The organism is Microbacterium sp. NPDC091676, from assembly GCF_044756645.1.
GTDB lineage: Bacteria > Actinomycetota > Actinomycetes > Actinomycetales > Microbacteriaceae > Microbacterium > Microbacterium paraoxydans_D.
The window spans coordinates 1,158,758-1,171,800 of sequence record NZ_JBIVTI010000001.1 but is presented as its reverse complement, the minus strand read 5'-3'; the positions used below and the strand labels follow the sequence as shown (position 1 = coordinate 1,171,800).

15 protein-coding genes are annotated in these 13,043 nt (G+C 70.6%); 6 read left to right on the top strand and 9 right to left on the bottom strand.

The genetic code is table 11. The features are described from left to right. Positions 1-64 precede the first annotated feature (64 nt). Complete coding sequence (locus ACIQID_RS05835) at positions 65-1,261, top strand: AI-2E family transporter (protein ID WP_400282819.1); 1,197 nt, start codon at positions 65-67, stop codon at positions 1,259-1,261. Continuing rightward, the gene (gene ilvA, locus ACIQID_RS05830; protein ID WP_331202504.1) at positions 1,258-2,487 is read left to right on the top strand and encodes a threonine ammonia-lyase; all 1,230 of its coding nucleotides are present in this window, start codon (positions 1,258-1,260) and stop codon (positions 2,485-2,487) included. The genes ACIQID_RS05835 and ilvA overlap by 4 nt, the downstream gene beginning before the upstream one ends. Before the next feature lie 74 nt (positions 2,488-2,561). On the opposite strand, the gene ACIQID_RS05825 is transcribed toward ilvA, so the two are convergent. From ACIQID_RS05825 to ACIQID_RS05815, 3 genes are all read right to left on the bottom strand, one after another. Continuing rightward, positions 2,562-2,972, bottom strand: coding sequence for a GNAT family N-acetyltransferase (locus ACIQID_RS05825; RefSeq protein WP_400282815.1), 411 nt, complete (start codon positions 2,970-2,972; stop codon positions 2,562-2,564). A gap of 21 nt (positions 2,973-2,993) precedes the next feature. Beyond that, a complete protein-coding gene (gene greA / locus ACIQID_RS05820) occupies positions 2,994-3,485 on the bottom strand; it encodes a transcription elongation factor GreA (RefSeq protein WP_136051615.1) in 492 nt (163 codons plus the stop codon). Between the two features lie 97 nt (positions 3,486-3,582). Beyond that, positions 3,583-3,969, bottom strand: coding sequence for a DUF4307 domain-containing protein (locus ACIQID_RS05815; RefSeq protein WP_312673278.1), 387 nt, complete (start codon positions 3,967-3,969; stop codon positions 3,583-3,585). A 68-nt stretch (positions 3,970-4,037) separates the two neighbouring features. On the opposite strand from ACIQID_RS05815, the gene ACIQID_RS05810 reads away from it, so the two are divergent. Beyond that, entirely contained in the window at positions 4,038-4,325 is a 288-nt protein-coding gene (locus ACIQID_RS05810) for a hypothetical protein (protein ID WP_400282811.1), read from the top strand. Between the two features lie 7 nt (positions 4,326-4,332). Here ACIQID_RS05810 and ACIQID_RS05805 read toward each other — a convergent pair whose 3' ends face one another. Further along, a complete protein-coding gene (locus ACIQID_RS05805) occupies positions 4,333-5,064 on the bottom strand; it encodes a hemolysin III family protein (RefSeq protein ID WP_400282808.1) in 732 nt (243 codons plus the stop codon). Positions 5,065-5,160: 96 nt separating this feature from the next. Here ACIQID_RS05805 and ACIQID_RS05800 point away from each other — a divergent pair, with 96 nt between their 5' ends. The 3 genes from ACIQID_RS05800 to ACIQID_RS05790 all read left to right on the top strand — a co-directional run bounded on the left by ACIQID_RS05800 (position 5,161) and on the right by ACIQID_RS05790 (position 8,646). Continuing rightward, entirely contained in the window at positions 5,161-5,940 is a 780-nt protein-coding gene (locus ACIQID_RS05800) for an isoprenyl transferase (protein WP_312675047.1), read from the top strand. 34 nt (positions 5,941-5,974) lie between these two features. Further along, the gene (locus tag ACIQID_RS05795) at positions 5,975-7,105 is read left to right on the top strand and encodes an aminotransferase class V-fold PLP-dependent enzyme (RefSeq protein ID WP_400282805.1); all 1,131 of its coding nucleotides are present in this window, start codon (positions 5,975-5,977) and stop codon (positions 7,103-7,105) included. Positions 7,106-7,263: 158 nt separating this feature from the next. Beyond that, positions 7,264-8,646, top strand: a complete 1,383-nt coding sequence (locus tag ACIQID_RS05790) for a PhoH family protein (protein ID WP_396654618.1) — start codon at positions 7,264-7,266, stop codon at positions 8,644-8,646. A gap of 82 nt (positions 8,647-8,728) precedes the next feature. On the opposite strand, the gene ACIQID_RS05785 is transcribed toward ACIQID_RS05790, so the two are convergent. The 5 genes from ACIQID_RS05785 to xseA are packed head-to-tail and all read right to left on the bottom strand — an operon-like array spanning position 8,729 to position 12,979. Then, entirely contained in the window at positions 8,729-10,123 is a 1,395-nt protein-coding gene (locus tag ACIQID_RS05785; protein WP_062633568.1) for an aspartate ammonia-lyase, read from the bottom strand. Beyond that, positions 10,120-10,794 (bottom strand): carbonic anhydrase, encoded by a 675-nt coding sequence (locus tag ACIQID_RS05780; protein WP_025103947.1) that lies wholly within the window; start codon positions 10,792-10,794, stop codon positions 10,120-10,122. The genes ACIQID_RS05785 and ACIQID_RS05780 overlap by 4 nt, the downstream gene beginning before the upstream one ends. After that, positions 10,791-11,435, bottom strand: a complete 645-nt coding sequence (locus ACIQID_RS05775; RefSeq protein ID WP_331202508.1) for a DUF4245 family protein — start codon at positions 11,433-11,435, stop codon at positions 10,791-10,793. Before ACIQID_RS05775 ends, ACIQID_RS05780 begins: the two co-directional genes overlap by 4 nt. Beyond that, positions 11,432-11,665, bottom strand: coding sequence for an exodeoxyribonuclease VII small subunit (locus ACIQID_RS05770; RefSeq protein ID WP_060922691.1), 234 nt, complete (start codon positions 11,663-11,665; stop codon positions 11,432-11,434). The genes ACIQID_RS05775 and ACIQID_RS05770 overlap by 4 nt, the downstream gene beginning before the upstream one ends. A gap of 36 nt (positions 11,666-11,701) precedes the next feature. Beyond that, positions 11,702-12,979: an exodeoxyribonuclease VII large subunit gene (gene xseA, locus ACIQID_RS05765; RefSeq protein ID WP_400282798.1), complete on the bottom strand. Its 1,278-nt coding sequence runs from the start codon at positions 12,977-12,979 to the stop codon at positions 11,702-11,704. Positions 12,980-13,043: the final 64 nt, after the last annotated feature.

Sequence of the window (13,043 nt, the reverse complement as noted above, 5' to 3'; positions counted from 1 at the left end):
TCCGACATCGTCGTGGCCGGCAAGATGCGTCGAACGGCATACGGCATGACCGTAGACTGAGGCGATGAGCGAGGACCAGCGACCCCGGCTGCGCGATCTGTTCCGTCCGCGCCCCGTGGTGACCGAGCGGACCGTGACCACCGAAGCCGACGAAGCCGTGCCGCTGCCGCTGCGCGTCACCGCGAGCTACGCCTGGCGGCTGCTTCTCATCGCGGCGGCCATCGGTGTCTTCATCTGGCTGGTGATGCTGCTGAAGCTCCTCGTCATCCCGCTCATGGTCGGCATCCTCATCACCGCCCTGCTGTGGCCGGCGTTCTCGTGGATGCTGCGCCGCGGGTTCCCGCGCTGGCTGGCGATCACGATCTCGCTCATCGGGACGGCGGCCATCGTCACGGGACTCATGTGGCTCGTCGTCTGGCAGGTGCGTGCACAGCTCCCCGATGTGCAGCAGCGCACCACGGAGGCCCTCGACCAGTTCCAGGTCTGGCTGCACGAGGGTCCGCTGAGCCTGTCGGACACGCAGATCGCGAACTACCTGCAGCAGGGACTCGACTTCCTCAACGAGCAGGCGCAGGTCCTCTGGACGGGAGCCCTCGCGATCGGGACGACCGTCGGGCACGTGGCCACCGGAGCGTTGCTGTCGCTGTTCATCCTCATCTGCCTCCTGGCCGACGGCGCCGGCATCTGGCGCTGGACGCTGCGCATCTTCCCGCGGAAGGCCCGTCCCGCCGTCGGCGGCGCGGCACGCAACGGCTGGACGACGATCGTCAACTACGCCAGGACGCAGCTGTTCGTGGCGACGATCGACGCGATCGGCATCGGCCTCGGCGCGTTCCTGCTCCAGGTCCCGCTCGCGCTGCCCGTCGCGGTCCTCGTGTTCCTCGGCTCGTTCATCCCGATCGTCGGTGCGGTCGTGACCGGTGCCGTGGCCGTCTTCCTCGCGCTCGTCTACAACGGGCCGTGGATCGCCCTCTGGATGCTCGTCGTCGTGCTGGCCGTCCAGCAGATCGAGGGCCACATCCTGCAGCCGATCATGATGGGCTCCGCCGTCAAGGTGCACCCTCTCGCCGTCGTCCTCGTGGTCGCGGGCGGCGCGATGATCGCGGGCATCCCCGGTGCCCTGTTCGCCGTCCCGCTGGCCGCGTTCGTGAACGTGGCGGCGGTGACCATCAGCTCGGGATCCTGGCGCACCGGCGTCGGGCCGAGCGGAGATCTGATCTGGAGCACAGTTCCGCGCGAGCGGAGACGGAGGAATCGATGAGCGCAGTCCCCAGCCTGACCGAGTTCCAGGACGCGGCTCGAAGTCTGGCTGAGGTGATCTCGCACACGCCGACGCTGCCCTCGCGGGCACTGTCCGACGTGCTCGGCGCCCCGGTGCTGCTGAAGATGGAGAACCTGCAGCGCACGGGCTCCTTCAAGATCCGCGGGGCCGCCTACCGGCTCTCCCGACTCAGCGCGGAGGAGCGCTCGCGCGGCGTCGTGGCGGCCTCGGCCGGCAACCATGCGCAGGGCGTCGCTCTGGCCGCCCAGGCGCTCGGCATCCCCGCGACGATCTTCATGCCGCTCGGGGTCCCCGTGCCGAAGCTCCTGGCCACACGCGGCTACGGGGCCGAGGTGGTGCTCGAAGGGGAGACGGTCGCCACATCGCTACGCCTGGCCGCCGAGTTCGCGGAGCGCACCGGCGCCGTGCTCATCCACCCGTTCGACCACCGGGACATCGTGATCGGGCAGGGCACCCTCGGCCTGGAGCTGCTGGAGGATGCGCCCGAGATCGACACCGTCGTCCTCGGCATCGGCGGCGGAGGGCTGATCGCCGGCGTCGCCGCCGCGGTCAAGGCCAAGGCCGCCGAGCTCGGACGGACGATCCGCGTGATCGGCGTGCAGGCGGAGAACGCGGCCGCGGTGCCGCCGTCGCTGGCGGCCGGGGAACCGGTCGACATCGTCACGCGCCCCACCATCGCCGACGGCATCCTCGTAGCCCGCCCGGGAGCGGTGCCGTTCGAGATCATCAAGGAACTCGTCGACGAGGTCGTCACCGTCTCCGACGACGATCTCGCGCGCGCCATGCTCGTGCTGCTGGAGCAGGCCAAGGTCGTCGTGGAGCCCGCCGGAGCCGCGGGAGTCGCGGCCATCCTCTCCGGACGCGTCTCGGCGACCGGCACGACGATGGCCGTGCTGTCCGGCGGCAACATCGACCCGCTCCTGCTGCAGCGCGTGGTGTCGCACGGCCTCGCCGCCTCCGGCCGGTATCTGACGATCCGCATCCCGCTGCCCGACCGTCCCGGTCAGCTCGCCCGTGTGTCCGAACTCATCGCGGAGGCGGGAGCGAACGTCATCGAGGCGATGCACACCCGTCACGGCCACGGACTGCAGATCAGCGAGGTCATCCTCGAGCTCAGCGTCGAGACCCGCGGCGCGGACCACTCGGCCCACACACTCGACACCCTTCGTCGAGCGGGCTTCGCGCCCATCGTCGTCCAGGACTGACCCCGAAGCGGCACACCCCCTCGACCGTGGCGGTCGAGGGGGTGTGTCATGTCACGGGCGATCGGTGGAGCGGCTCACGCGTGCTCCGCCTCCGCGGCGAGGTCCATCCCGGGAGCCCGGTCCGGTCGCCGACGGAATCCGTTGCGTTCATAGAAGGCAGCGCGGTCCTGCGCGGCGAAGAGCTGGACGTCCTCGACTCCCCGCGCCTTCGACGCGCGGACGAGCTCCTCCAGGATCCGGGCGCCCGTGCCCTGGCCACGTGACCGGTCCGCCATCAGCATCTCGGTCACGAACGCATGCAGCACGCCGTCGCTGATCAATCGGCCCATGCCGAGGAGTGTGCCGTCCTCGTCACGGGCCGTGCAGACGATCCAGCTGCCGGCGAGGGCGTCCGCGAAGGTCGCCTCCGAGAACTCCGCCCAACCGGTCTGGTCGTAGAGCGCTTTGAACTCCGCCGCCGAGGGCGGGGTCAGGGAGAGGATCACGGCAGCGGGTTCCTGCGGGCGTCAGCCCGTGTAGGTCTCCACCTTCACGATCTCGACGCTGATCGAGCGGCCGTTCGGGGCCTCGTACGACGAGGACTCGCCGACCTTGAGGCCGAGGATCGCCTGGCCCAGCGGGCTGGCCTCGCTGTAGACGTCGAGGTCGCTGCCGGCGGCGGCGATCTCGCGGCTGCCGAGGAGGAAGACCTCCTCGCCGCCCGCGACGACCGCGGTCACGACGGTGCCCGGCTCGACGATGCCGCGGCTGGCGGGCGCCTCGCCGACCTTCGCCGTCTTCAGCAGCGCCTCCAGGGTGCGGATGCGCGCCTCCTGCTTGCCCTGCTCGTCCTTCGCCGCGTGGTAGCCGCCGTTCTCCTTGAGGTCGCCCTCCTCGCGGGCCGCCTCGATGCGCTTGGCGATCTCGTCGCGACCGACGGTGGAGAGGTGTTCCAGCTCGGCGACGAGCCGGTCGTAGGCTTCCTGCGTGAGGAAGGGGACCTGAGCATCGGTGGACATGACGAAGCTCCTTCTATCGGGATCCCGCCGAGATGCCGCGGGGGATATGCCAAGACGCCCCGGCACGGTGCCGGGGCGTCGTCTGTCTGGCATCAGTCTAGGCGACCCAGCAGGTGTTCACCAAACCTGTCGTGGCCTCCGCGACGGTCGGGATGCGCTCCGCACGGCGGAGCGAGTGCGTGTCTCCGGCGGGGATCTCCACGATCTTCCAGCCCACCACGCCGAACTCCTCGTCGAGCGCCTCGAGCACGCAGACGACGTCCTTGCCCTGGACTCCGGTCACCTGGAAGCGCACGTCGACGGCGTGCTCGTCCACGAGCTCGAAGCCGAGATCGTCGGCGTCGACCGAGCTCAGGGACTGGCTCACGGTGAACCATCCGAAGGTGGCGACGAGGATCACGGCGACGGCCCCGGCGAGGATCCACGGCCACCGGCGTCGGTGGGTGCGGCCGTAGCGTTCGTCGAGCTGGAGGGCGGTCGTCACAGGTGGGGTCTTCCGGTCGTTAGGCTGGTGATACCAGGTTATGCGACCTGCGTACGAAAGGCCGATTCATGCGCTTCCTCTCCGAGACTCCGATGCCGACACCGTCGATGACGGTGGCTCCGGAGTCGGTCACGCCGGGCTTCGCCGGCTTCGCGGTGATCGTCATCGTGCTCGTCGCCGTGATCCTGTTGATCTGGGACATGAATCGCCGGATCCGCCGGGTGCGGTACCGCGAAGAGGTGCGCGAGGAGCTCGACGCGGAGGAGGCCGCCCGCGCCGCCGAGGACGCCCGGGACCAGGGACGTACCGCGCCGGAAGCGCCGGCCGCGCCCGACGAGGAGCCGCGCGAGCGCTGACCGCCGCTCAGGGTGCGCCGAGCGACGGCGACAGCGGGTGCAGGGCGATGAGCAGGCACGCGGTCCAGTGGCAGAGGAAGGCCAGGACCGTGCACACGTGGAAGATCTCGTGGAAGCCGAAGTGTCCCGGCCACGGATTCGGCTTCTTCAGCGCGTAGACGATGGCGCCGCCCGTGTAGAGCAGACCGCCGACGATCACGAGGACCATCATGGCCACGTTGGCGTCGAGCAGGTCGACGATGTACATCACCGCGGCCCAGCCGAGCAGCAGATACAACGCGACGTAGAGCCAGCGCGGCGCATGGATCCAGAACACCCGGAAGAGGATGCCGACCAGGGCCCCGCTCCAGACCAGGGTCAGCAGCAGCACGCCCTTCTCCGGCGGCAGCGCCAGGGTCGCGAGCGGCGTGTACGTGCCGGCGATGAGCAGCAGGATGTTCGCATGATCGATCCGCTTGAGGATGCCCTTCACCCGGGGCCGCCAGTTGAAGCGGTGATACACGGCGGAGTTCCCGAACAGCAGCAGCGAGGTGGCCATGAAGACCGCCGCCGCCCACTTGGCCGCCGCCCCCTGGGACACGGCGATGAGGACGATGCCCGCGGCGATCGCCACGGGGAACGTGCCGGCGTGGATCCACCCGCGCCAGCTCGGTTTGATCTCGGTGGCCGCGTCGGCGGCCGCCGCTTCGAGCAGCGGCAGCTTCGGGAGGTCGGCGCCGGTCTGGTCGGAAGTGCTCACGTGCTCACTCTAAATGGCAGTGCATGCCCGTCCCCGTACATGTCCCCAGGTTCTGCACCGGCGCGGACGGGCGGGGCAGGGTAGCGTAGGTGGGTGATGTCACGCGAGAGCCCGGGGCGGGGACCGCTGTACCGGCTGTACACCAGCCGGCTGCGTCGTCAGCTCGATCCGGCCTCCGTTCCGCACCACGTCGCCATGATGATCGACGGCAACCGTCGGTGGGCGCGACAGCTCGGATTCGACACCCCGGCCGAAGGGCACCGTGCGGGGGCGGCCAAGATGCAGGAGTTCCTCGGCTGGTGCGACGAGCTCGGGGTGCGCGTGGTCTCGCTCTACCTCCTCTCCAGCGACAACCTCCGCAAACGGGACTCGGCGGAGCTCGCCGACCTCATCGAGATCATCGCGGAGCTCGCCGAGGCGCTGTCCCAGAAGGGGAACTGGCGGGTCAAGCACGTCGGCCGCGCCGACATCCTCCCTGCGGAGCTGGCACGGGTGCTCGCCGATGCGGAGGAGCGGACGAAGGACCACACCGGACTGCACGTGAACCTCGCCGTCGGCTACGGCGGCCGGAACGAGATCGTCGACGCGGTGCGCAGCATCATCGCCACGCACGAGGCCTCGGGTGGCACCCTGGAGGACCTCGCGGCGCAGCTCACCCCCGAGATGATCGGGGAGCACCTCTACACGGGGGGTCAGCCGGATCCCGACCTCGTGATCCGCACGAGCGGCGAGCAGCGGCTCAGCGACTTCCTGCTGTGGCAGAGCGCGCACAGCGAGTTCTACTTCGTCGAGGCGCTGGGGCCGGACCTCCGGCAGGTCGACTTCCTCCGCGCGATCCGCGACTACGCCGACCGCGACCGCCGATTCGGACGCTGATCCGAGGGGTGCGGTCGCGTGTCACAATGACGCAGTGAGCACTTTCGACGACTACCTCGGCACGTTCGACGCCGAGCCCGGATACCTGAACTGGGCGGCGTTCGGCCCCGTGTCGCCGTCGGTCCGGGCCGAGGTCTTCGCGGACGCGGATCTCCTCGGCAGCGGGCGGCCGTCGTCCCTGGCCCTCGTGGGCGAGCGGATCGGGCAGGCGCAGGAGGTCGTCGCCGAGCTGCTCGGTGCCGACGCCGCGGAGGTCACGCTGCAGCCGTCGTCGACGCACGGTCTCCTGCACGCGCTCTACGGGGTCTCCGGCGCGGTCGTCGCGAGCACCGCGGAGTTCCCGAGCGTGAGCCTCACCCTGGAGCGCGCGGCGTCGGCGTCCGACCACGCGGTCACGCCGCGCTGGATCACGCCCGACGACGGACGGGTCACTCCCGACGCCGTCGCTGCCGTCCTCGACGACGATGTCACGGCGCTCGCCGTTAGCCACGTCGACTTCCGCACCGGCTATCGTGCCGACCTCGCCGCGCTGCGGGACGTCCTCGGCCCCGACCGCCTCCTCATCGTCGACGCCGTGCAGTCCTTCGGCGTGGTCGACGCGGACTACAGCGTCGCCGACGTCGTCGTCGGGCATGGCTACAAGTGGCTGCGCGCGGGCCGAGGCACCGGGTTCGCCTGGTTCTCGCCGCAGGCACGGGAGCGCATCGCGCCCGTGCTCTCCGGCATCACCGGGACGGCGGCGAGCGGGCTGGTCGTCGACGAGCTGCCTGCCCCCGCGCCGGACGCGCGGGCCTACACGATCAGCATGCCGGACACGCTCGCCGCCGGCCGGCTCGCGATCGGCGCCCGGGATGTCCGGGATGCCGGTGTCGCGGCCATCGAGGAGCGGCTGTCCGCGCATGTGGACGCGGTCATCGCCACAGCCGACCGCCATGGGATCGCCGTCGTCTCACCACGCGAGCGCACCGAACGCGCCGGGATCGTCGCCCTCGCACCGGAGGAACCGGCGCGGCTCGCCGCTGCTCTCGCGAATGCCGGACTCGTCGTCACCGCTCGGGGCGGATCCATCCGCATCGCGCCGCATGCCGGCACGGACGCCGAGACCCTCGGACTGCTCGACGAGACGCTCGGAAGCTTCGGCAGGGAATCGTTCATCGTCCCGTAACGAATCGCTGGCGTGTCGAGTCCGTGGAAAAGCCCCGGGCGGCCGTACCTTCAAGGCATCGGGCAAGGCGCCCGGTCGGGTCGGCCTCAGGTTCGCGACTCGTGACCCCCTGGTCGACTCGTTCGAATAGCCGGGAATCCCCGGGTCGGGAGTGGGTCGTGACCACACGTACAGCGCAGCAGTCCAGCAGCACCGCGCAGCAGTCCACCCGTCAGACGACGAGACAGGCCGCGGCCGCAGAACCCGCACAGGATCTGCGCACCTACGTCCTCGACACCTCGGTCCTGTTGAGCGATCCGCAGGCGCTCTTCCGTTTCGCGGAGCATTCCGTGGTGCTCCCGGTCGTCGTCATCACCGAGCTCGAGGGCAAGCGGCACGACCCGGAGATCGGGTACTTCGCCCGCCAGGCCCTGCGCCACCTCGACGACCTGCGCGTCGAGCACGGTCGACTCGACTTCCCGGTGGAGGTCGGCGAGGGCGGCACCCTCCGCGTCGAGCTCGGCAACGCCGACCTCTCGGTGCTCCCCGCGGGCATCCGCCTCAGCGACAACGACAGCCGCATCCTCTCGGTGGCGATGCACCTCGCCCAGGACGGCCAGGACGTGACCATCGTGTCGAAGGACCTCCCGATGCGGGTGAAGGCCGCGTCCCTGGGGCTCCGCGCCGAGGAGTACCTCGCCGAGCAGGCCGTGGACTCGGGCTGGACCGGCATCGCCACGCTCGATCTCTCCGGCGACGACATCAGCGACCTCTACGAGAGCGAGGTCGGGCTCAGTGAGGACGTGCACGGGCTTCCCGTCAACACCGGCCTCATCATCCACTCGGAGCGCGGATCGGCCCTCGGCCGGGTGACCGGAGACGGGGAGTTCCGGCTCGTCCGCGGTGACCGGGACATCTTCGGCATGCACGGGCGCTCCGCCGAGCAGCGCATCGCGATCGACCTGCTCCTCGACCCGGAGGTGGGCATCGTGTCGCTGGGCGGTCGCGCAGGCACCGGCAAGTCGGCGCTCGCGCTGTGCGCCGGGCTGGAGGCCGTGCTGGAGCGCCAGCAGCAGAAGAAGATCATCGTCTTCCGCCCGCTGTTCGCCGTGGGCGGCCAGGAGCTCGGGTACCTGCCGGGCGACCAGGGCGAGAAGATGAACCCCTGGGGTCAGGCGGTGTACGACACCCTCGGCTCCGTGGTCTCGGGGAACGTCATCGACGAGGTGGTCGAACGCGGACTCCTGGAGGTGATGCCCCTCACCCACATCCGCGGACGGTCCCTGCACGACGCCTTCGTGATCGTGGACGAGGCGCAGTCCCTGGAGCGGAACGTGCTGCTCACGGTGCTCAGCCGGATGGGCCAGAACTCCCGGGTGATCCTCACCCACGACGTCGGGCAGCGCGACAACCTCCGCGTCGGCCGCCACGACGGCATCGCGAGCGTCATCGAGACCCTCAAGGGACACGGCCTCTTCGGCCACGTCACCCTGACCCGCTCGGAGCGCTCCGCCATCGCCGCCCTCGTCACCGACCTCCTGGAGGGCGGCGAACTCAGCTGATCCGTCACCTGCACGATACGGAGCCGGAGACGACGGATGCCGCGGGGACCGAGGTCCTCGCGGCATCCGTGTCAGGCGTGGATCAGCCCGGGTGGGTCATCGACAGCAGGTCGAGCTTCTCGTCGAGCTGCTCGAGGGTGAGCTCGCCGCGCTCGACGTAGCCGAGGTCGATCACGGCGTCGCGCACCGTGATGCCCTTGGCCACCGAGTGCTTCGCGATCTTCGCCGCGGCCTCGTAGCCGATCAGCTTGTTCAGCGGCGTGACGATCGACGGGCTCATGCCCGCGAAGGCTGCGGCGCGGTCGAGGTTCGCCTGCAGGCCGTCGATGGTCTTGTCGGCGAGCACGCGGGAGGCGTTCGACAGCAGGCGGATCGACTCGAGCAGCGCGGTGCCCATGACCGGGATGGCGACGTTCAGCTCGAACGAACCGGAGGCCCCGGCCCAGGCGACGGTCGCGTCGTTGCCGATGACGCGCGCGCACACCATGAGCACGGCCTCGGGGACGACGGGGTTCACCTTGCCCGGCATGATCGACGACCCCGGCTGCAGGTCGGGGATGTGCAGCTCGCCGAGGCCGGTGTTGGGGCCGGAGCCCATCCAGCGCAGGTCGTTGTTGATCTTCGTCAGCGAGACCGCGATGGTGCGGAGCGCGCCGGAGGCCTCGACGAGACCGTCGCGGTTGGCCTGCGCCTCGAAGTGGTCCTTCGCCTCGGTGATGGGCAGCTCGGTCTCGGCCGCGAGCAGCTCGATCACCTTCTGCGGGAAGCCGAGCGGCGTGTTGATGCCCGTGCCGACGGCCGTGCCGCCCAGGGGCACCTCGGCCACGCGGGGGAGCGCCGACTGCACGCGCTCGATGCCCAGGCGGATCTGACGGGCGTACCCGCCGAACTCCTGGCCGAGCGTGACGGGCGTCGCGTCCATGAGGTGCGTGCGGCCGGACTTGACCGCGTCCTTCCAGAGCTCCGCCTTGGCCTCGAGCGCGACGGCGAGGTGGTCGAGCGCGGGGATCAGGGTGTCGATGAGCGCCTGGGTGACCGCGATGTGCACCGAGGTGGGGAACACGTCGTTCGACGACTGCGAGGCGTTCACGTGGTCGTTGGGATGCACGGTCGAGCCGAGGATACGGCTCGCGAGCGTCGCCAGGACCTCGTTCATGTTCATGTTCGACGAGGTGCCGGAGCCGGTCTGGTAGGTGTCGACGGGGAACTCGCCGTCGTGGCTGCCCGCGGCGACCTGGTCGGCGGCCTGGGCGATCGCGTCGGCGATGGCGCCGTCGAGCGTGCCGAGCTCCTTGTTCGCCAGCGCGGCGGCCTTCTTGATGCGCGCGAGTGCGGCGATCTGCGTGGACTCCAGGCCCTTGCCGGAGATCGGGAAGTTCTCCACGGCGCGCTGCGTCTGCGCCCCGTAGAGCGCGTTCACGGGCACTCGCACCTCACCCATGGTGTCGTGTTCGATGCGGTACTCGGTGTCGGTCATTCCGAACCCTCCTTGGTTGCGGGGTCGATCCCCTCGGCTTCGATGCCGACCGTGATGACGGGCGCTGCCTCACCCTCGGCCAGACGGTAGTTGGCGCCGACGATGCCGAGACGGCCTTCGGCGACGGCGTTGCTGATGATCTCGGACGACTGCAGCAGGTCGTTGACGGTGTTGCGCAGGTGCTCGCGTCCGACGAGCTCCGCGTCGATGTCGGCCACCGTGCCGCCGCCGCTCTCCGCGAGCACCTTGCGGGCGGCAGGGACGATCGGCGCGATGAGCTTCCAGATGTGCGGGGGGAGCGGGTCCGCGTCGATGGCGGTGCCGTCGATGGCGGCGCGCACCGCACCACAGGAGTCGTGCGCGAGGACCACGATGAGCGGGACCTCGAGAACGGCGACCGCGTACTCCAGGCTCGCCACGATCGACTCGCCGATCACCTGCCCGGCGTTGCGCACGACGAAGAGGTCGCCGAGACCGAGGTCGAAGATGATCTCGGCGGCGAGACGCGAGTCCGAGCAGCCGAACAGCGTCGCGACGGGGTGCTGCGCCGCGGTGAGGTCTTTGCGGCGGTCGACGTTCTGGTTCGGGTGCTGGGGCTCGTCGCGGACGAAGCGACGGTTGCCGTCCTGCATCTGCTTCCAGGCGGCGGCGGGGGTCAGCGGGTGGGTCATCGAGCCTCCGAGACGGTGCGGATCTGGGGGATGAGCGACTCCGCGAGCTCGGCGGTGGAGTCCGCGGAGCGCGAGCCGTAGAGAAGCACGTAGTCGTCGCCGGCCTGGGTGCCGAGGGCATAGGTGACGTTCGCGTCGGCGCCGGCGGATCCGGGCCGATAGACGTCCCACTCCCGGCCGCCGATGCGCACGGTGTCGACCGGGGCGACGCCGTTGAGGCGTTGCGGGGCCCAGGAGGCGTCGGCGTCGAAGGCCTGGGCGAGCTTGATGAACCCGCGCTCGTCCTGTGCCGCGGGCGCGAGGGTGACCTCCCAGACAACGGGGGCTCCGCTCTGGAGCTCGGCGGCGTTCACCCGCCAGAAGTCGTCCGTGTCGGGGACGATCGCCGGGCTGCCCATGGACGACTCGACGTCCGCGGCGATGGCGGCCACGTCGATCGGCTTCGCCGCGACCGGCTCGCCCCGAGGGACGAGCGCGATGATGACGACGACGACCGCGAGGGTCACCACGAGCGCGGCGACGAGGTTGCGGACCGTCTGGCTCGACCGGTAGGCCTTGCTCGACGCGGCCTTGCGTGCGGCGGTCTCGTCGGGCGTCTCCGCCCGACCGAGGTCGGCGTTGATCGCGGGACCCTTGCTCATGACGCGTCGCTCTCGTCGGTGGTGGCGGTACGCGCGGCTTCGAGGCGACGCTTCGCACCGAGCAGCCACTCCTCGCAGCGGGCGGCCAGAGCCTCGCCGCGCTCCCAGAGTGCCAGCGAGTGCTCGAGGGTCGGTGCCCCCTGCTCGAGCTCGGCGACGACCCGCACGAGCTCGTCACGGGCCGCCTCGAACGACAGCGTGTCCACAGGGGTGTCGTTCACGGCGCTCACTCCTCCATCCTACGTCGTGCCCCGGACGGCGCCTGCTCAGGCGCCTTCCGCGATCTCTCCCTCCGAGCGCACCGCGAGCGACCCGCGATCCACCGTGAGGGTCAGGGCGCTTCCCGCGGGCGCCTCGGACGCGTCGCGGAGGATGACGCCGCCCTCCAGGTGCGCGATGGCGTAGCCGCGGGCCAGGGTCGCGGCGGGGGAGAGGGCGCGCAGCGAGGCGCGCAGCTCGGCGGTCCGCCGGCCGGCGTCGTCGAGCTGCCTGGTCACCGCGTCGCGACCGCGGGCGAGGAGCAGGAAGGTCTCCTGGGCGCGCGTGTCGATGATCGGATCGGGCGAGCGCAGCACCGGACGCGATCGCAGCTGCTCGAGCTGGGCGATGTCGTGCGTGAGGCGCTGTGTGAGGCGGGTGGTGGATCGGGACCGGAACTGCGCGATGAGCGCGCGCTGCTCTCCGACATCGGGGACGACGCGCTTGGCGGCGTCGGTCGGCGTCGACGCGCGCAGGTCGGCGACGTCGTCGAGGAGCGGGTGGTCGTTCTCATGGCCGATGGCGCTGACCACGGGTGTGGAGGCCGCGGCGACCGCCCGGACGAGGCGCTCGTCGCTGAAGCCGAGGAGGGTTTGCGGGTCGCCGCCGCCGCGCGCGATGATGATGACGTCGACCTCGGGGTCTGCGTCGAGACGGGCGAGCGCGGCCAGGGTGTCCGGCACGCAGCGATCGCCCTGCACCGCCGCGTACGCGGTCTTGAACCGCACCTGCGGCCAGCGCAGCTCGGCGTTGCGGTGCACGTCCTTCTCGGCGTCGGAGCGCTCGCCGGTGATGAGTCCGATGACGTGGGGGAGGAACGGCAGGCGCTTCTTGCGGGCGGCGTCGAAGAGCCCCTCCTGGCGGAGCTGCACGCGCAGGCGCTCCAGGCGCTCGAGCTGGTCGCCGAGCCCCACGTGCTTCATGGCCGAGACCGCGAAGCTGAAGTCACCGGAGCGGACGAAGTAGTCGGCCTTCACGGCGGCGACCACGTGATCGCCCACGCCGAGGTCGGCGGGGATGCGGCCGCGCACGCTCGACCAGACGCGGATGGAGATCTGCGCGTCGGAGCGGGTGTCCTTGAGGCGGGCGAAGACGTTACCGGCGCGCACATTCCAGGACGTGATCTCGCCCTCGACCCACACCGTGTTCCATCGCGCCACGAAGTCGCGGATGGTGGCGTTCAGGCGCGCGACCGACGTCGGTGCCTGGGCCGTGGAGTCGCGCGGGGCGACGGCATCCGCCGGCGGCGTCTCTCCCGGTCCCGTCGTCGCTTCGAAGACTGTCATCTGCTTCCGTTCCTGCCCGCGCACTCTCCGGCCCCGTCCAGCCGCGCGACGGTAGAATCGAGGG